The organism is Rhizobium sp. BK538 (assembly GCF_014197575.1).
In the GTDB taxonomy this organism is placed as follows: Bacteria; Pseudomonadota; Alphaproteobacteria; order Rhizobiales; family Rhizobiaceae; genus Rhizobium.
The window spans coordinates 41,464-60,515 of sequence record NZ_JACIFT010000024.1; the positions used below are offsets into that span (position 1 = coordinate 41,464).

Below are 19,052 nucleotides of genomic sequence, written 5' to 3' on the forward strand. Positions count from 1 at the left end.
GGCCACTTTAGAGCTTGCCCATCACGAGCTGGCGGAAACCATAGACCTCGCGCTTGCCGGAAAGCGGGATCAGCGTTACCGATCGCGTCTGGCCGGGCTCGAAGCGCACGGCAGTGCCTGCCGGGATATCAAGTCGCATGCCGTGCGCTTTCTCCCGCTCGAAGGACAGGCCCGCATTCGTTTCCGCGAAATGATAGTGGCTGCCAACCTGCACCGGGCGATCGCCGGTGTTCGAGACCTCGAGCGTTACCGTCGGCGCACCGACGTTCAGCTCGATCTCGCCGCTTGCGGCAATGATTTCTCCTGGGATCATGATTTTCTCCTCACGTGGCCTTGATGGGCATACAGCCATCGGCCTTCAGAACGCGCTTTGTCGAGGCGGGGTATTTGGCAAGCTTGGCCGCCGGGCGCACCGGGCGGCGCACGAGCTCGCCGCCGCAATTCGGGCAGACATCGCCGAGGACATCGGCGATACAATCGGTGCAGAATGTGCATTCGAAGGTGCAGATCATCGCCTCGGAACTGTCAGGCGGCAGATCCTTGTCGCAGCATTCGCAATTGGGGCGCAGCTCCAGCATGTGAACCTCAGCGGATCGGCTCGTGGACCGTCACGAGCTTGGTGCCATCGGGAAAAGTCGCCTCGACCTGCACGTCGTGGATCATCTCGGCGATGCCTTCCATGACCTGGTGACGGCCGATGACATGGGCGCCGGCTTCCATCAGTTCCGCGACCGGGCGACCATCACGCGCGCCTTCGACGACGAAATCGGTGATCAGCGCGATCGCTTCCGGGTGGTTGAGCTTGACGCCCCGCTCCAACCGCCGCCGCGCGACCATGGCCGCCATCGAAATCAACAGCTTGTCTTTTTCTCTCGGTGTGAGGTTCATCGTGCATCCATCTGCTTGGTCAGTGCATGATGCCGAAAAGTCTGAAGCGGTTTTCGGACGACATCATGCTCTACTTCTTAATTTAGAACCGGATTCAGATTTCAGGTCGGAGAACCTGCAATCATCCGGTTCTAGAGATTCCAGACTTTCGGTACCGGCGCTCCATTGCGCAAGGTCGAAATGATCGGGATTAGGATTTTTCTCAAGGCGAAACCGTCGGGCGCCGAAAGACGCACGACGAGCTTGCCGGCCCAGCTGCTGGCGCCGCCCATATGATCTTCGAGCAAGGGACGCACTGCGCTGAGATAAGCTTCCGCACGCGGCCCGACATAGAGCACCGTCGCAAACGCGACCTTGCCACCGAGCACAGCATCCGCACAGGCAAGCGATGCGACACTCCCCTGCAATTGCAGGTCTTCCGCGTGGCAGAGTCGGCCTGCCTTGCGGATACGCCAGCGGTCGCGAAAGAGGCCGGTGTCCACCGCCTCCCCCATCGCCTTGCGGCCAAGCAGGATCGCTTCGACGGCCAGGAATTCGGCATCATCATCGAGATCGACGTCGAGTCTTCGAAACAGCGACGAGCGATCGAACAGAATGGTTTCCTGCGGCAGCCAGTCCAGCCGAGCGTTGGCGCCAACAGAAATGCTGGTGTTGACCTCGGCCGTTCCCGCTGACGCCTTGTAAATCTTCTCGCAGGCCTGGGTGGTGACGTCGATGCGCGTGCTTGGACCGGCATTTACGTTCCAGCTCATCCGGTCGCCGCCGGTGAGGCCGCCTGCCGTATTGATGATGACAGCCTCCATGGAGGAATCGAATGTATCGGGAAGGCGGATTTTTGCCGCTCCCTCCTGATAAAGCTCCTGCAGGCGCGTGCGCCCGTCGAGCGTCTTTGCAGCCAGATGCCCGCACCCCTCGGCTCTTTGCGGTCTCGTGGCTACCGCCCGGTTCGTCATTCCATCCCTTTCCAGTGCACCGCCGGTTGACCCCAGCCGTTTTCATTGAAGTCGGTAACCTGCCGAAAGCAAGCAATTCCTGTGCCGCGCCCATGCGTTCCGCGCCTTCGGACCAGCAGCTTCGACGCACTCAGGAATTGCCGAAGAAAGCAGCATCTGCCCAATGGATTGCCGCAGGATCAGACTGTCAGATGACGACGCGCTTCCGGTGTATCAAGCGTTTCGGCAAACCCCTCATGAACGATCTCACCGCGATCCATGATGTAGACATAGTCGGCGAGCTCGCGGCAGAAATCGAGATACTGCTCGACCAGCAGGATCGCCATGCCGGTGCTGTCGCGCAGATAGCGGATCGCCCGGCCGATATCCTTGATGATCGACGGCTGGATGCCTTCGGTCGGCTCGTCGAGCACGAGGATCTTCGGCCGCGTCACCATCGCCCGGCCGATCGCCAGTTGCTGCTGCTGTCCGCCCGACAAATCGCCGCCGCGCCGCCCGAGCATCGACTGCAGCACCGGAAACAGGCTGAAAATATCATCAGGGATGGAACGGTCCCGGCGCCCCAGCGGCGCAAAGCCGGTCTCGAGGTTTTCCTTGACCGTCAGCAAGGGAAAGATCTCGCGGCCCTGAGGCACATAGCCGATGCCCTGCTTGGCGCGGGCAAATGGCGGCAGTCCGTTCAGCTTCACGTCGTTGAAGCTGACACTGCCAGCCGACAGCGGATGCTGGCCGGTAACGGCGCGGAGAAGAGAGCTCTTGCCCACGCCGTTACGCCCCAGCACGCAAGTGATCTTGCCCATGTCAGCCTTGATGGAGATGCCGCGCAACGCCTGTGCCGCGCCGTAGTGAAGGTTTGCATTCTCGACTGTCAGCATCTCACCGCCCCAGATAATTCTCGATCACCTTCGGATCGGAGCTTACGAAATCGATCGACCCTTCGGCCAGCACAGAACCTTCCGCAAGGCAGGTCACCTTGACGCCCAGTTCGCGAATGAAGCCCATGTCGTGCTCGACGACGACCACCGAGCGCGTCTTGGCAATCTCCTTGAGCAGGATCGCGGTTTCCGTTGTCTCGGCGTCCGTCATGCCGGCGACCGGCTCGTCGACCAGGAGCAGCTTCGGCTCCTGCGCCAGAAGCATGCCGATCTCCAGCCACTGCTTCTGGCCGTGCGAGAGATTGGCAGCCAGCTCGTCACGCCGATGCGTCAGCCGCACCGTTTCAAGGATCTCCTCGATACGTGCCTTGTCGTCGGCGGAGAGCCGATAGAACAGCGTCGCAAAGACGCCGCGCTTGCGGTTCAGCGCCAGTTCCAGATTGTCCCATACCGTGTGGCTTTCGAAGACCGTCGGCTTCTGAAACTTGCGGCCGATCCCGAGCTGGGCGATGTCGGCCTCGTCTCTCTTCGTCAGGTCCACGTCGCCGTTGAAGTACACTTCGCCTTCGTCCGGTCGGGTCTTGCCGGTGATGATGTCCATCATCGTCGTCTTGCCGGCGCCGTTCGGGCCGATGATGGCGCGCAGTTCGCCGGGTTCGATGACGATCGAGAGCGAATTCAGCGCCTTGAAGCCGTCGAAGGAAACCGAGACGTTGTTGAGATAGAGAACGCTGTTTGGTTTGACATCAGGGATCATGATCGCTCACTCCGCCGGCTGGATTTTTGCGTCGACGCCCTCTTCCTGAAGCGCGGGCGGTGTGGCCTCCATATTCGGCTTGCGGCGTGACAGATACTGGCCGATCGTGCCGACGATGCCCTTCGGCAGGAACAGCGTGACGAGCACGAAGAGACCGCCAAGCGCGAACAGCCAGAATTCCGGAAACAGGCCGGTAAAGATGGTTTTGCCGCCGTTGACGAGAATGGCGCCAATGATCGGGCCAATCAGCGTCGAACGTCCACCGACCGCCGTCCAGATGACAACCTCGATCGAGTTGGCAGGAGCAAATTCGCCAGGGTTGATAATCCCGACCTGCGGCACATAGAGCGCCCCGGCGATGCCGGCCATCATCGCCGAGACGACGAAGGTGAAGAGCTTGAAGTGTTCGACGCGGTAGCCGAGAAAGCGCGTACGGCTTTCCGCATCGCGTACGCCGACAAGCACCTTGCCAAACTTCGAGCGCACGATGGCGGAGGCGATCAAGAGCGACAACGCCAGCAAGATGGCGGTCGCAGCAAAGAGCGCTGCGCGCGTGCCATCGGCCTGCACGCTGTAACCGACAATCTCCTTGAAGTCGGTCATGCCGTTGTTGCCGCCGAAGCCCATGTCGTTGCGGAAGAAGGCAAGCAGCAGCGCGTAGGTCATCGCCTGCGTAATGATCGAGAGATAGACACCGTTGACGCGCGAGCGGAACGCAAACCAACCGAAGACGAAGGCAAGCAGGCCGGGCACCAGCAGAACCATCAGCGCTGCGAACCAGAACTTGTCGAAGCCGTACCAGAACCAAGGCAGTTCCTTCCAGTTCAGGAACACCATGAAATCGGGCAGAACAGGGTCACCGTAGACGCCGCGCGAGCCGATCTGCCGCATCAGATACATGCCCATCGCATAGCCGCCGAGCGCGAAGAAAGCACCGTGCCCAAGCGAGAGGATTCCGCAGAAGCCCCAGACCAGGTCGAGCGCCAGTGCCAGCAGCGCATAGGTCAGGTATTTGCCAAACAGCGCCATGATGTAGGTCGGGATATGCAGGCGGTTGGTCGGTGCGGTCATCAGGTTGAGCACGGGCACCAGCACGGCGACCGCGAGCAGAATGACGATCGCAGCGATGATCTTGCGGTCGAGAGACCGGAGCAGGAAGGCCGTAATCATGCTTCCACCGCCCTTCCTTTAAGTGCGAAGAGCCCGCGCGGACGCTTCTGGATGAAGAGAATGATGAGAACGAGCACCAGGATCTTGCCGAGCACGGCGCCAGCGAAGGGCTCGAGGAACTTGTTGAGGACGCCGAGCGACAGGGCACCGACAAGCGTGCCCCAGAGATTGCCGACTCCGCCGAAGACCACGACCATGAAGCTGTCGATGATGTAGCTCTGGCCGAGGTTCGGCGACACGTTGTCGATCTGCGAGAGTGCGACGCCCGCGATGCCGGCAATGCCGGAACCCAGCGCAAAGGTAAATGCGTCGACCCAACCGGTACGGATGCCCATCGACGACGCCATGCGGCGGTTCTGAGTAACCGCGCGCATCTGCAATCCGAATGCCGAGCGCTTCAAGAGAACAAGCAGCGCAAAGAACACCACCATCGAGAAGACGATGATCCAGAGACGATTCCAGGTGATCGAGAGACCGCCCAGTTCGAATGCGCCGGACATCCAGCTCGGATTGCGCACCTCGCGGTTGGTCGGGCCGAAGATTGTCCGCACCGCCTGCTGCAGGATCAGCGACACGCCCCAGGTGGCGAGCAGCGTTTCGAGCGGGCGGCCGTAGAGATAGCGGATGACGACGCGCTCGATGACGAGGCCGACGAAGCCAGTGAAGAGGAAGGCCGCGGGAACGGAGAAGGCCAGCGAGTAGTTTCCAAGTTGCGGAAATGCGGAGCTGATGTACTCCTGCACGACGTAGGTCGTGTAGGCACCGATCATCACCATTTCGCCGTGCGCCATGTTGATGACGCCCATGACGCCGAAGGTGATGGCAAGGCCGATCGCCGCGAGCAGCAACACCGACCCGAGCGACAACCCGTACCATACATTCTGCCCGACATCCCAAAGGGCGAGGCTGCGGTTGATCGCATTGATATGGGTCTGGATGGCGCCCTTCAGTTCGTCAGGCGCGGTTGCCATCGCCGAATTCAGGATGGTCAGCGCATCGCGCCCACCGCGCGCCGCGACCGTATCGATCGCAGCCTTTTTCTCTTCGGCGCTGACGTCGCTCTTCGCCACCATAACGGCGCGCGCCGCTTCCATCGCATTCCTAACTTCGGCGTCCTTCTCTTCGGCCAGCGCCGAGGTGAGAAGATCAAGGTTTGCTGGATCGGCGTCCTTGAGCAATCCCTGAGCCGCCGCAAGCCGCGCGCCGCGATCCGGGCTCAGCAGCGTCAGCTGGCTCGTAGCGGTGGCAATCACCGTGCGCAACGAATTGTTGATCTTGACCTTGGACATATAATCCGGATCGACGTCGGAGACGACCTCACCGGAAATCGGGTCGGCGTAGGTCGGCTCATCCTCTGCGCCGCCCTGCACCAGCACAGGGCCGCCGGTCTCGGAATTCACGTAAAGCTGGCCGTCGCTCAGCAGCTGCAGAATCTCACCGACACGCGGGTCCTTGGAGGCGACCAGTGCCTTGATCGCGGCTTCGCGCTCAGGGAAATCGCCGACGCCAAGCGCATCGATAAGCGGATGAATATCTTCCTGCGCTTTGAGCGCAGTCGCAAAAGCCGGCACTGCCAGGCATAGGGTCAAAAGCAAAATCTTGATGGCGCGATACATCGGCTTTGTTGCCTCGGTTATCGTTGGCCTTCCGGCGCAAGCGAGAAAATTAAGCCTTCAAATCGGCATCGATCCTAACCGTGGAACCGGCGCCGTCCGAAGCATCAAGGCTGCGCTTCGGAGATGGACCTTCCGCCCGGACAGGAGAGACCGGGCGGAAGTCTTCAGGCGTCAGAGTGACGGGGTGGAACGCACTCAGGAGCCCTTGCCGCCGCACTTGCCCGAGGCAACATTGAAGTTGCCGCAGTTCATTGGCTTGCGCCAATCGGAGATCAGGTCCTTGGAGTCGGGCAGGTAGTCGGACCATTCGTCGCCGACGACCGCCGGGGTCTGCTGAACGATTTCGAACTGGCCGTCGCCCTGGATTTCGCCGATCAGCACCGGCTTCGTGATGTGGTGGTTCGGCATAACGGTCGCATACCCGCCCGACAGGTTCGGAACGGTGGTGCCGATGATCGTGTCGAGAACCTTATCCGTGTCGGTCGTGCCGGCAGCCTGAACAGCCTTAACCCAGGCGTTGAAGCCGATATAGGCGGCTTCCATCGGGTCGTTCGTCACGCGCTTGTCGTTCTTGGTGAACTCGTGCCACTGCTTGATAAACTTCTTGTTGGCCGGGCTTTCGACCGACTCGAAGTAGTTCCAAGCAGCGAGGTGGCCGACAAGCGGCTTGGTGTCGAGACCGGCAAGCTCTTCTTCACCGACCGAGAAGGCGACGACCGGGATATCGGTTGCCTTGATGCCCTGGTTGCCGAGTTCCTTGTAGAACGGAACGTTCGCGTCACCGTTGATGGTCGAGACCACAGCCGTCTTCTTGCCAGCGGAACCGAATTCCTTGATCTTCTTCACTTCCGTCTGCCAATCGGAGAAGCCGAACGGCGTGTAGTTGATGATGATGTCTTCCTTCGGAATACCCTTGGATTCGAGATAGGCTTCCAGAATCTTGTTCGTCGTGCGCGGATAGACGTAGTCGGTGCCTTCGAGAACGAAGCGCTTAACGCCTTCCTTTTCCATCAGGTAGTCGACCGCAGGGATCGCCTGCTGGTTCGGAGCAGCACCCGTGTAGAATATGTTGCGCGAAGACTCTTCGCCTTCATACTGGACTGGGTAGAAGAGGATCGAGTTGAGCTCTTCGAATACAGGCAGAACCGACTTGCGCGACGAGGACGTCCAGCAACCGAAGACGGCCGCAACCTTGTCCTTTTCGATCAGTTCGCGTGCCTTTTCGGCAAACAGCGGCCAGTCGGAAGCCGGGTCGACGACGACAGCTTCGAGCTTCTTGCCGAGAAGGCCGCCCTTCTTGTTCTGCTCGTCGATGAGCATCAGCATGGCGTCCTTCAGCGTCGTTTCGGAGATCGCCATCGTGCCGGACAGCGAATGCAGAACGCCGACCTTGATGGTGTCGTCAGCCGCAACGGCTCCATGGAAAGCGGCCGTGGCCGACAGGACGGCGCCGAGTGCGGCGCCCGTGATATAGGACTTGAGATTCATCTGGTTGATCCCCTCTTCTTGTTGGACAACAGGCCGAAACGGCAGTTAACTGTTGCTTAAGGGACTATCCGGTGCTGCACTGCGAAAGCGTATACGTAATATGACGTAGTGGACGGGGCGAAATGTGCAGTTTTGCGCTGCACCGCACTCTTAAGCCTCGTGTCGTTCCGTGTTACGAACGCATGACAAGGGGAACAAAGGGGCTGGCACCAAGGCATGGCAGCGCGGCAACGCATCATTCCGGTCAGGCGCGAATACAATCGCTGGGTGGCGAACCAGACGCTGGAAGACTACGCGCTGCGCTTTACCGCAAAGAGCGCCCGGCAGTTCTCGTCGCAGCGCATCTCGCAGACGGCGATCGGCGCCATCTCTTTCCTGGCGCTGGAAGCGATCGGCGGTGCGATCACCCTTTCTTACGGTACGACCAACGCCTTTTTCGCCATTGTCGTCGCTAGCATCGCCATGCTCGCCATCGGCCTGCCGATCAGCCGCTATGCGATCCGCCACGGCGTCGATATCGATCTGCTCACCCGCGGCGCAAGCTTCGGCTATATCGGCTCGACGGTCACATCCCTGATCTATGCCAGCTTCACCTTCATGCTGTTTGCGATCGAGGCATCGATCATGTCCGGCGCGCTGGAGCTGACGCTCGGAATCCCGTTATGGATCGGTTACATCATCAGCGCCGTCATGGTCATTCCGCTGGTCACGCACGGCGTCCGACTGATCAGCCGGTTCCAATTGCTTACTCAGCCTTTCTGGATCGTCCTCAACATTTTGCCCTTCCTCTTCATCGCCGTGATGGATTGGGAGAAGTTCGATCTCTGGCGTGCCTTTGCCGGTATCCGCCATGCTTCCGGGCCGCCGGGCACCGTAGCACCGTTCGATCTCGTCGAGTTCGGTGCCGCCTCGGCCGTCATCCTGGCGCTGATGTCGCAGATCGGCGAACAGGCCGACTTCCTGCGCTTTCTGCCGCCGGAAAAGCAGCGCAACTGGCGCCACCGGCTCGCGGTGTTTCTGGCCGGTCCCGGCTGGGTGATTATCGGGGCGCCGAAGCTGCTAGCGGGCTCCTTCCTCGTCGTACTCACCTTCGCTTCGGGCGTGCCGGTCGATCGTGCCGCCGATCCGGCCCAGATGTACCTGACGGCCTTCGGTTACATGATCCCCTGGCACAATGCCGCGCTTTTGCTGATGGCGGCCTTCGTGGTGGTCTCGCAGTTGAAGATCAATGTGATGAACGCCTATGCGGGGTCGCTCGCCTGGTCGAACTTCTTCTCCCGCCTCACGCATAGCCATCCCGGTCGCGTCATCTGGCTCGTCTTCAACGTCGCGATCGCCCTTCTGCTGATGGAACTCGGCATCTACAAGCTGCTCGAGGAAACGCTCGGCATCTTCTCGATCATCGCCATGGCCTGGCTCTGCACGATCTCGGCCGATCTCTTCATCAACAAACCGCTCGGCCTGGCCCCTGCCGGCATCGAATTCAAGCGCGCCCACCTCTACGACATCAACCCGGTTGGCCTCGGCGCAATGACGCTGTCGGCTAGCATTGCGCTAATCGCGCATTTCGGTGTGTTCGGCTCCATCGCCGCATCGCTGGCGCCCTACATCACACTTGTCGTCGCGCTGATCGCTTCGCCCTTGATTGCCTGGGGGACAAGAGGCCAGTTCTATCTGGCCCGCAAGCCGCGCCACAGCTGGAAGAACCTCACCAACATCACCTGCTCCGTCTGCGAGCATCCCTTCGAGCCGGAAGACATGGCCTGGTGCCCGGCCTATGCGGCGCCGATCTGCTCGCTCTGCTGTTCGCTCGACAGCCGCTGCCACGATATGTGCAAGCCGAAGGCGCACTTCAACGCGCAGATCGGCACGGTCGCCAAGGCAGTGCTGCCGGAAACCGTGGTCGAGAAGCTGACCACCCGCCTCGGTCGCTACGGCATTGCCGTCGTGCTGGCGCTGACGGCCGTCGGCGTCATCCTCGCGATGATCGCCCATCAGGTTTCCTCAGCGTCCCCGGAGACCGCCGAGGTCGTCAACGGAACGATCCTCGTCGTCTTCTTCGTCTTTGCCGTGATTGCGGGCGTCGTCTGCTGGTTCTATGTCCTGGCGCACGACAGCCGCGTGGTAGCCGAAGAGGAGTCGTCCCGCCAAAACACGCTGCTGTTGAAGGAAATCGCTGCCCACAAGAAGACTGACGCCGCCTTGCAGACCGCAAAGGAGACGGCGGAGGCGGCCAACCGGGCCAAGAGCCGCTATGTGGTCGGTCTCAGTCATGAACTGCGCACGCCCCTGAACGCGGTGCTCGGCTACGCGCAGATTCTCGAGCGCGACGAAACGATCCCGGCTCCACGCCAGTCCTCGATCAAGGTCATCCGCCGCAGCGCGGAACATCTGTCCGGCCTCATCGATGGCCTCCTCGATATTTCCAAGATCGAAGCCGGGCGTCTGCAGGTCTATTCCAATGAGATCAACATCCAGGATTTCCTGGATCAGGTCGTCGACATGTTCCGCCCGCAGGCGCAAGCCAAGGGACTGACCTTCCATCACGACCGCTCGCCCGCCCTGCCCCATTTCGTGCGCACCGACGAAAAGCGGCTGCGCCAGATTCTGGTCAACCTGCTTTCCAATGCCATCAAGTTCACGGACGAAGGCAGCGTCACCTTCGACGTCGGCTATCGCAGCCAAGTCGCGACCTTCACCGTCACCGACACCGGGCGCGGCATCGCCGAGAAGGATCTGACCCGCATCTACGAGCCGTTCCAGCGTGGAGAAGCCGACAGCATCCGGCCGATGCCAGGCCTCGGTCTTGGCCTGACAATCACGCAACTGCTGACCAACACGCTCGGCGGCGAAATCTCGGTGAGCAGCGAGAAGGATCATGGAACCGTGTTCCGGGTTCGGCTCATGCTTTCAGCGGTCCTTCGCGAAATGGTCGTCCCGCCGCAGGAAAAAAAGATCGTCAGTTACAACGGCCCTCGACGCACGATCGTCGTCGTGGACGATAACGAGGATCACCGCGAAATGATGCGCGAGGTGCTTGCCCCACTTGATTTCATCGTCCTGACGGCGGCGAGCGGGGCGGACTGCCTAACCTTGATCGAAGGCATTCAGCCCGATCTGTTCCTCGTCGACATCTCGATGCCCGGCATGAATGGCTGGCAACTCGTTTCTCGCCTGCGTGCCAATGGACAAACCGCTCCGATCGTCATGCTGTCCGCCAATATCGGCGACGCTGCAGCTCACCGCGACAGTGACGACAGCCACGACGATGCGATCGGAAAACCCGTCGACATCAGGCAGCTGCGGGACAAGCTTGCGCTCCATCTCGGCTTGAAATGGCTCTATGCGGAGGACGTCCAGCCACCCGCTGTCAAGCGCGAACAACCGTTGGTCAGCCCGGGGCCTGCACACGTCCAGGAATTGTTGCGGCTCGCCGAGATCGGCTACATCAGAGGCATCGAAGCAAAGCTCACCGACCTTGCCAAGGATGAGGCAAATCAGCCATTTACAGAGGAGCTTCGTTCCTATGCGGCCTCATTCGATCTGAATGGCCTCATGAACTTCCTCCACCGTTTTGATGAGAAGGTAGAAACCCTTGGCTGAGCTCCCGCGCGATATCGTTTTGCTGGTGGATGACTCGCCGGAAGCATTGGGGTTCCTGACCGATGCTCTGGAGCAGTCCGGCTTCTCCGTACTGATCGCCACATCGGGCTCGGCTGCGCTGAATATTGTGGAGCGCATTACCCCAGACCTCATTCTCCTGGATGCGGTCATGCCATCTATGGACGGCTTTGAGACTTGCAGGAAACTCAAATCGAACCCGGCAATCAGCCAGATACCGGTCATCTTCATGACCGGTCTGACGGAAACCGAGCATGTCGTTCGCGCTCTTGAATCCGGAGGCGTCGACTACCTGACGAAGCCGATCAATATCGACGAGCTGCGAGCGCGGATCGGTGTCCACCTGCGCAACGCACGTTCGACACAGAGCGCGCGCGTTGCGCTGGACGCTGCCGGCCGGCATTTGCTTGCGGTCAAGGGCGACGGCGACATTCACTGGTCGACGCCACAGGCAACACGCCTCGTCAACGCTGCAATGGACAGAGACGACGCCATGGACACGGTGGTCACTAAGATTGCCGAGTGGATGAAAACCCGCCCGGCCTCAGCTCGCGACGGCGCGATCTCGCTTTCGCATGCCGGCAAGGAGGTGCTTCAGCTTGCCTTTTTGGGCGCGATCGGTGCTGACGAATATCTGTTTCGCCTGACGGCAAACAATGCGCGCGCCGATGACGAGGTGCTGCGCCGGCATTTCTCGCTAACACAGAGAGAATCCGAAGTGTTGTTGTGGATTGCGAAGGGCAAGGCCAACCGCGATATCGGCGAGATTCTCGGCCTGTCGGCGCGCACCGTAAACAAGCATCTCGAACAGATCTATGTGAAGCTCGGCGTCGAAAACCGCGCCTCCGCCGCCGTCAAGGCCGCTCATGTCCTGCACGAGACCTGATCCCACCATCCGGCAGATCGAGCCGACAGCTCAAACAACGCGATCCGGCGGCGACCTTCCCTCGAAGAAGGCGGTTACGTTATCCACCACCTTCATCCCCATCGCCGTACGGGTTTCCTCCGTTGCGCTCCCGAGATGAGGCAGTAGAACGACATTCTCCATGGCTCTTAGCGCATCAGGCACGTTTGGCTCGGCCGCGTAGACGTCGAGCCCCGCACCGCGGATGACACCGTCCTGCAGAGCCGCAATCAACGCGGCCTCATCGACGACATCGCCACGCGCCGTATTGATCAGGAACGCGCCCGGCTTCATCGTCGCAAGCCGCGCAGCATTCATCAGGTGCCGGTTTTCCGCGCCGCCGGGGCAATGCAGGGAAACGAAATCGGATAGCGCCAATACGTCCTCGACCGTTTGCAATTGCCGCGCGCCGTGGCGCGCTGCTTCAGCAGGATCGACTGGTGACCTGTTGTAGAAGACCACGTCCATGCCGAAACCGAAATGACAGCGCTGTGCGAACGCCTTGCCGATACGTCCGAAGCCGATAATGCCGACCGTTTTGCCGGTGACCTTCGTTCCGATCATGTGTGTCGGGCACCAACCGGCCCACTCACCGGAACGCACCTGCCGCTCGCCCTCACCACCCCGCCGGGCGACCGTCAGCAGCAACAGCATGGCGATGTCAGCCGTGCAGTCCGTCAGCACGCCGGGCGTGTTTGTCACCACGATCCCGCGATCCTTGGCTGCGTTGGTGTCGATATGATTGTAGCCGACCCCGAAATTGCCGAGTATGCGCGCACGCGGCATCGCACCGTCGAAGACAGCCGCCGGCAATCGGTCGGAGACAGTAGGCAGAACCGCATCGTACTCTGCCAGCGCTTCGCTCAACGCCTGCCCGCTCATGGCGACGTCATCCAGATTCAGCGTTGTATCAAAACGGTCAAAGAGAATGCGTTCGACCGCTGCGGGCCAGCGGCGCGTGACCAGAATGCGTGGCTTGGACATGGTGACTTCTTCCGGATGCTGTGATTGGCTTTCTAGCCAGTAGCGCAAAAAGACCGAGGGGCCAAACGGAAGAAGCCCGGTCTTGCGACCGGGCTTCCTGAAACCGCACCAAAGTGGGTCTGACCCCTTACTTGGCGTCCTGCGGGAAGTAGCTGTACTTGCCGTCCGGACCCTTCTTCCACTCGTACATGATGTAGCCGGGAAGCTTCGGGTCGCCCTTTTCGTCGAAGGACATATCGCCGAGAACGGTCGGGAACGGGCCCTTTGCCTTCATTGCAGCGGCAACGGCTTCTGAGTCCGTCGAACCGGCAGCCTTGGCACCGCCAGCGATCGACTGCAGCGCGGCATAGGAGTAGAGCGTGTAAGCTTCCGGGTTGAAGCCAGCGGCCTTGAACTTCGCAACGAGGTCCTTGTTGGCCGGGTTCAGCGTCGGATCGGGACCGAAGGTGTTCAGCGTACCGGCGACTGCGTCGCCAGCAATCGATGCCAGTTCGTTCGAAACGATACCGTCACCGGACACCAGGGTGGCCTTGAGGCCCTGGTCGGCTGCCTGGCGGATGATCAAACCAGCTTCGGTGTGGAGACCACCCCAATAGATGATCGAAACGCCGGCTTCCTTCATCTTGGCGATCAGGGCCGAGAAATCCTTGTCACCAACGTTAATGCCTTCATAGATGGCTTCGGTAACGCCAGCAGCGTTCAGAGACTTCTTGGTTTCGTCAGCGAGACCCTGGCCGTAAGGCGTCTTGTCGTGGACGACTGCGATCTTGGCGTCCTTGAAGTGGTCGGCGAGATACTTGCCGGCAATTGCGCCCTGCTGGTCGTCACGGCCGCAAGTACGGAACGTGTTCCAGAGACCGCGCTCGGTGAACTTCGGGTTCGTAGCGGCCGGGGTGATTTCGAGGATACCGTTTTCAGCGTAGACTTCGGAAGCCGGGATCGAAACGCCCGAGTTGAAGTGGCCGATAACGAACTTGACGCCGTCAGCAGCGAACTTGTTCGCAACCGAGATGCCCTGCTTCGGGTCGGAGACGTCGTCGCCGAGCACGATCTTGACCTGCTCGCCGTTGATGCCGCCAGCCGCGTTGATGTCAGCGGCCGCCTGCTCTGCGCCCTTCTGGAGCTGAGCGCCGAACGCAGCGTTCGGGCCGGTCAGCGGACCAGCAACGCCAACGATGATGTCGGCCCATGCGTTGCCGCTGAAGGCGACCATCGCCGTCAGAGCTACAGCCGACAGGAGAGACTTTTTCATTTTGTTACTCCCAATTTTCTAGCGGGTTCCGTTCCACTACCCAGCGCATTACCCACCTTACTGCGCCAGGAAACTTGTTCTACTCCGAGGGGCAATCTGTCCCTAGATTCAACCGGCTGTCAATGTTTTGCCTTCCAGGAGAAGGGGGACGTCTTTTCGTATAGCCAGTAGTAGTTGTTGACCATCTGGTTGGTCCGGCGATAGCGATAGCCGGCCGTTGAGAAGATCAGAAGCAGGACCAGGTCGATCACATAGTAAAAGAGACTGAGAACTGGTCCATTAAACAGCGCGTGATGCAGGAATTGCATCGCGCCGGCGAGCAGAACCGTATAGACGATCACCAGCGGATAGCCGCTCCAGCTCTCGGCCGCGGCTCTGCCGGCCCGCCACGCCGTCCAGAATCCAATCAGCACGACAAAAAGCCGAATGGCGCTGCGCACGCCCGTATCGCCTTCAAAGAAAAGTCCCTGCATATCAAAGTCTCCCCTTCGTCATGCTCAATGCCGTCCGCCTTCGAGATAGGCGGCACGCACTTCCGGATTGGCGAGCAGCTCCGCACCGGAACCGCTCATCGTGACCTTGCCGTTGACCATGACATAGGCACGGTCCGACAAGCGCAGTGCTGCGAAGGCATTCTGCTCCACGAGGAAGACGGTCAGCCCTTCTTCCTTGTTCAACTTCTTGATCGCCTCGAAAATGCCCTTGACGATCAGCGGCGCAAGACCAAGCGACGGCTCGTCCAGCAGCAGCAGCTTCGGACGCGCCATCAGCGCGCGGCCGATCGAAAGCATCTGCTGCTCGCCGCCCGAAAGTGTGCCACCGCGCTGGGCCTGGCGCTCCTTGAGGCGCGGGAACATCGCGAAGACCTTCTCGACGTCCTCGCTGAAGTATTTCAGGTTGTCGAGGCCGGCACCCATCTGGAGATTCTCCATGACGGTCATGCGCGGGAAAATACGACGTCCTTCCGGCGACTGCGCAATGCGCAGCCGTGCGATCTCATGTGTCGGTAGACGCGTGATGTCGCGGCCATCGAAGACCACCGAGCCGTTGCGCGCCTGCGGGCTTCCGCAGATCGTCATCATCAGCGTCGATTTCCCGGCGCCATTGGCGCCGATCAGGCTGACGATCTCGCCACGATGGACCTCGACATCGATTCCGGCCAAGGCCCGGATGTTGCCGTAATAGGTTTCAACGCCCTGAACTTTCAGAAGTAGCTGACCAGTCATCAGTGCGAGCCTCCTTCGAGGTTCTCTACGGCTGCAATCACTTCTTCCACTTCCTCGTCCTCGACACCGAGATAGGCTGCGATAACCCGCGGGTCGTGCTTCACTTCATCAGGCGTGCCGTCGGAAATCTTCTGACCGTATTCCAGCACGACGACATGGTCGGAAATTTCCATGACCACCGACATGTCGTGCTCAATCAGCAGGATCGACGTGCCGCTGTCAGTACGAATGCTGCGCAGCAGCGCGTTCAGCGCAGCCGACTCGCGCGGATTGAGGCCAGCGGCGGGCTCATCGAGGCACAGAAGCTCCGGTTCGGTGCACATGGCGCGCGCGATCTCGAGCCGGCGCTGAGCGCCGTAGGGCAGATCGCCAGCCGGATCATCGGCGCGATCGACGAGATCGGCCTTCTCAAGCCAGTGGCGCGCCAGTTCGATGGCGTTCTTCGCCTCAGCCCGATACGGCCCGATGCCCACCAGACCCATCACGGTAAACCCGGACGCCTTCATCAGCTTGTTGTGCTGGGCGACGAGCAGGTTTTCGAGAACCGTCAGGCCGGAGAACAACCGGATGTTCTGGAACGTGCGGGCGACCCTTGCATCCTTGGTGATCCGGAAGTCCGCAAGGCGTTCCAGCAGAAACTCCTTGCCGTCCTTCTGCTTCAGCGTGATCATCCCCATCGTCGGCTTGTAGAAGCCAGTGATGCAGTTGAACACGGTGGTCTTGCCGGCACCGTTGGGGCCGATCAGCGCGGTAATGTCGCCCCGCTTGGCTTCGAACGAGAAGTCGTTGATTGCCATCAGGCCGCCGAACTTCATCGACAGGTGCTCGACCTTGAGCAAAGTATCGCTGGTCATGTTTGTTCCCTGAGGGCTCATCAACCATGGCCCTCCTTGGTAAAGCTGCCGGAAACTGCCTTGCGCTCCTTAAGGAAGGCTGTCGGTTCACGCGACCCCACGAAGCCGCGCGGCTTGATCAGCATCACGACGACCATTGCCAGACCGAACAGCAGCATGCGGTAGAGCTCAGGCGTGAAGTCCGGTCCGAAAATCATCTTCAGGAAGGCCATCTCACGCAGCAGTTCCGTGCCGCCGACCATGACGATTGCGGCAATCGCGATACCCGTCAGCGAGCCCATGCCGCCGAGAACGACGATGGCGAGAATAACCGCCGATTCCAGGAAGACGAACGATTCGGGGGAAACAAAGCCCTGACGAGCCGCAAAGAACGAGCCGGCGAAACCACCGAACATGGCTCCCGTCGCAAAGGCAGTGAGTTTCGTCGTCACCGTATTGATCCCGAGCGAGCGGCAGGCGATTTCGTCTTCGCGCATGGCCTCCCACGCACGGCCGATCGGCATCCGGCGCAGGCGGATCGTCACATAGGCGGTCAGCATGCAAAGGGCCAGGATCAGGTAGAAAAGGAAGATCTTGTAGTAGGCCGATGACATCGGCAGGCCGAAGAGCTTGGCAAAGCCGCCCGCGCTCGCATCGAACGGAATGCCGAAAAGCGTCGCCTTCGGAATGCCCGATATACCGAACGTTCCCTTGGTGAGATCCGTCCAGTTGATGATCACCAGGCGAATGATTTCACCGAAGGCCAGCGTTACGATCGCGAGATAGTCACCACGCAGTCGCAGAACCGGGAAGCCCAGAATGACACCCCACAGCGCGGCCAGAATACCGGACAGAGGCAGCAGCACCCAGAACGACAGGCCGAAATAGCTGGATAGAAGCGCGTAAGAATACGCCCCGATCGCGTAGAAGGCGACGTAGCCGAGATCGAGCAGGCCAGCGAGACCGACGACGATGTTCAGTCCCCAGGCCAGCATCACATAGATCAGGATCTGGATACCAAAGTTATCCACCCACTTCAGCGAGCCCTGTGGACCGGCGACGGCATAGATAAACGCCGGATAGAGCAACAGCGCGATGAGCGCGATCTTCAAGAAATGCGTGTGGAAAAAGCCCTTTTCGGTTGAGATATCAAGCTCGCCACGACGCGCCTTCGCCAACTTGCGCGCATCGAGATGCGGCCTGACGAAGACGACCGTCAGGAAGCGACCGACGGCAGCAATCGCCACGAAGATGGCAAGGAGGCCCCAGCGCTGGACGATGATCAGTTCGTTGCTGATGTTCTGGTCGGTCTTCAGGCCGACGTAGAGCACGAACATGCCGAACGAGATGAGAGCCGCGAACAGAGCTTCTTTAATACCCTTCTGAACAAGTCCAGCGTTTGCGGACTTGTCAGCGGAACGTACAGCATTTTCCATGACGTTAAACCTTCTCGACTTCCGGCCGGCCCAGGATACCTGTCGGCTTGAAGATCAGCACGAAAGCGAGGATGGCGAATGTCGCCACATCCTTGTACGCGATGGTGAAGTAAGCCGACCACAGCGACTCGATGAGACCGATCATCAGTCCGCCGAGAACAGCGCCCGGCAAGGAGCCGATGCCGCCAAGAACAGCCGCGGTGAACGCCTTCACACCGGGTACGAAGCCGTCGTTGAAGTTCACGACACCATAATACATCAGATACATCGTGCCTGCGACCGCAGCGAGCGCCGCACCCATGATGAAGGTAACGGAAATCGTCTGATCGACATTGACGCCCAGCAACGCCGCCATCTTACGATCCTGTTCGGTTGCACGCTGAGCGCGTCCGAGGGACGTATGGTTGACGAGGTACCAAAACAGCGTCAGCAGCACCGCCGTGATCACGATGATGACGATCTGCTTCAGCGAAACGGAGATGCCGGCGATATTGTAAACGCTGCTGACCAGCGGCGGGATCGGCTTGTTGCGCGGACCTTGCGTGACCTGAATGAAGTTCGACAGCGTGATCGACATGCCGATCGCGGTGATCAGCGGCGCGAGGCGGAAGGATCCGCGCAGCGGACGATAGGCAACGCGCTCGATCGTCCAGTTCCACAAACTTGTCATCAGCATCGCAATGAGCAGCATAACCAGGAGCAGAACCGCAACCGGAAGGCCTGCGAACATGGAAGTGAGGACAAGAAAGACAATAAGGCCGGCAAAACCGCCAAGCATGAAGATATCGCCATGGGCGAAGTTGATCATGCCGATAATGCCGTAAACCATCGTATAGCCAATAGCCACAAGGCCATAGATGGATCCAAGAGTCAGCCCATTAACGAGCTGCTGGACAAAATATTCCATATGTCATTTCCCCTGGATGCGAGCCGGTTCAGCCAGCATCTCTTGTTATTAGAGCCCTTAGCGAGCCCTTGATTAAGGATTTCATACCGCTTTCAAACCAAAAGGGAAGCGCAAAATCGCAAAGCCCCAAAGTTCTTTGCCG

18 protein-coding genes are annotated in these 19,052 nt (G+C 60.0%); 2 read left to right on the forward strand and 16 right to left on the reverse strand.

Annotated elements, in window-relative coordinates; all coding sequences use genetic code 11:
• Positions 1-7 precede the first annotated feature (7 nt).
• The 9 genes from FHX09_RS24675 to urtA form a co-directional block, all read right to left on the reverse strand.
• A complete protein-coding gene (locus FHX09_RS24675; RefSeq protein WP_007790266.1) occupies positions 8-313 on the reverse strand; it encodes an urease subunit beta in 306 nt (101 codons plus the stop codon).
• Between the two features lie 10 nt (positions 314-323).
• Positions 324-578, reverse strand: a complete 255-nt coding sequence (locus tag FHX09_RS24680) for a DUF1272 domain-containing protein (RefSeq protein WP_132593451.1) — start codon at positions 576-578, stop codon at positions 324-326.
• Positions 579-585: 7 nt separating this feature from the next.
• Positions 586-888, reverse strand: a complete 303-nt coding sequence (locus FHX09_RS24685) for an urease subunit gamma (RefSeq protein WP_007533656.1) — start codon at positions 886-888, stop codon at positions 586-588.
• Positions 889-1,019: 131 nt separating this feature from the next.
• Positions 1,020-1,841, reverse strand: a complete 822-nt coding sequence (locus FHX09_RS24690; RefSeq protein WP_132593449.1) for an urease accessory protein UreD — start codon at positions 1,839-1,841, stop codon at positions 1,020-1,022.
• A gap of 179 nt (positions 1,842-2,020) precedes the next feature.
• Complete coding sequence (gene urtE / locus FHX09_RS24695) at positions 2,021-2,716, reverse strand: urea ABC transporter ATP-binding subunit UrtE (protein WP_184450781.1); 696 nt, start codon at positions 2,714-2,716, stop codon at positions 2,021-2,023.
• Position 2,717: 1 nt separating this feature from the next.
• Positions 2,718-3,473 (reverse strand): urea ABC transporter ATP-binding protein UrtD, encoded by a 756-nt coding sequence (gene urtD / locus FHX09_RS24700; protein WP_132593447.1) that lies wholly within the window; start codon positions 3,471-3,473, stop codon positions 2,718-2,720.
• 6 nt (positions 3,474-3,479) lie between these two features.
• Complete coding sequence (urtC, locus tag FHX09_RS24705) at positions 3,480-4,643, reverse strand: urea ABC transporter permease subunit UrtC (RefSeq protein WP_132593445.1); 1,164 nt, start codon at positions 4,641-4,643, stop codon at positions 3,480-3,482.
• Complete coding sequence (gene urtB / locus FHX09_RS24710) at positions 4,640-6,259, reverse strand: urea ABC transporter permease subunit UrtB (RefSeq protein ID WP_007790276.1); 1,620 nt, start codon at positions 6,257-6,259, stop codon at positions 4,640-4,642. The genes urtC and urtB overlap by 4 nt, the downstream gene beginning before the upstream one ends.
• Positions 6,260-6,454: 195 nt before the next feature.
• The gene (gene urtA, locus FHX09_RS24715) at positions 6,455-7,747 is read right to left on the reverse strand and encodes an urea ABC transporter substrate-binding protein (protein WP_007790278.1); all 1,293 of its coding nucleotides are present in this window, start codon (positions 7,745-7,747) and stop codon (positions 6,455-6,457) included.
• A gap of 216 nt (positions 7,748-7,963) precedes the next feature.
• On the opposite strand from urtA, the gene FHX09_RS24720 reads away from it, so the two are divergent.
• Together FHX09_RS24720 and FHX09_RS24725 are read left to right on the forward strand one after the other, a co-directional pair.
• Positions 7,964-11,350, forward strand: a complete 3,387-nt coding sequence (locus FHX09_RS24720; protein WP_132593443.1) for an ATP-binding protein — start codon at positions 7,964-7,966, stop codon at positions 11,348-11,350.
• Positions 11,343-12,254: a response regulator gene (locus FHX09_RS24725; RefSeq protein WP_007790282.1), complete on the forward strand. Its 912-nt coding sequence runs from the start codon at positions 11,343-11,345 to the stop codon at positions 12,252-12,254. The genes FHX09_RS24720 and FHX09_RS24725 overlap by 8 nt, the downstream gene beginning before the upstream one ends.
• Positions 12,255-12,284: 30 nt before the next feature.
• On the opposite strand, the gene FHX09_RS24730 is transcribed toward FHX09_RS24725, so the two are convergent.
• The 7 genes from FHX09_RS24730 to FHX09_RS24760 form a co-directional block, all read right to left on the reverse strand.
• Entirely contained in the window at positions 12,285-13,256 is a 972-nt protein-coding gene (locus tag FHX09_RS24730) for a D-glycerate dehydrogenase (protein ID WP_132593441.1), read from the reverse strand.
• A gap of 127 nt (positions 13,257-13,383) precedes the next feature.
• Positions 13,384-14,508: a branched-chain amino acid ABC transporter substrate-binding protein gene (locus tag FHX09_RS24735; RefSeq protein WP_007790288.1), complete on the reverse strand. Its 1,125-nt coding sequence runs from the start codon at positions 14,506-14,508 to the stop codon at positions 13,384-13,386.
• Between the two features lie 119 nt (positions 14,509-14,627).
• On the reverse strand, positions 14,628-14,981 hold the full coding sequence (locus tag FHX09_RS24740; RefSeq protein ID WP_007790290.1) for a DUF6867 family protein: 354 nt from the start codon (positions 14,979-14,981) through the stop codon (positions 14,628-14,630).
• Positions 14,982-15,005: 24 nt separating this feature from the next.
• The gene (locus FHX09_RS24745) at positions 15,006-15,734 is read right to left on the reverse strand and encodes an ABC transporter ATP-binding protein (protein WP_007790295.1); all 729 of its coding nucleotides are present in this window, start codon (positions 15,732-15,734) and stop codon (positions 15,006-15,008) included.
• Positions 15,734-16,609: an ABC transporter ATP-binding protein gene (locus tag FHX09_RS24750; RefSeq protein ID WP_132593439.1), complete on the reverse strand. Its 876-nt coding sequence runs from the start codon at positions 16,607-16,609 to the stop codon at positions 15,734-15,736. Before FHX09_RS24750 ends, FHX09_RS24745 begins: the two co-directional genes overlap by 1 nt.
• Positions 16,609-18,003 carry a high-affinity branched-chain amino acid ABC transporter permease LivM gene (livM, locus tag FHX09_RS24755; protein WP_132593437.1) on the reverse strand — a complete coding sequence of 465 codons (1,395 nt, stop codon included), beginning with the start codon at positions 18,001-18,003 and terminating at the stop codon, positions 16,609-16,611. The genes FHX09_RS24750 and livM overlap by 1 nt, the downstream gene beginning before the upstream one ends.
• A gap of 4 nt (positions 18,004-18,007) precedes the next feature.
• A complete protein-coding gene (locus FHX09_RS24760; RefSeq protein WP_007790298.1) occupies positions 18,008-18,910 on the reverse strand; it encodes a branched-chain amino acid ABC transporter permease in 903 nt (300 codons plus the stop codon).
• Positions 18,911-19,052: the final 142 nt, after the last annotated feature.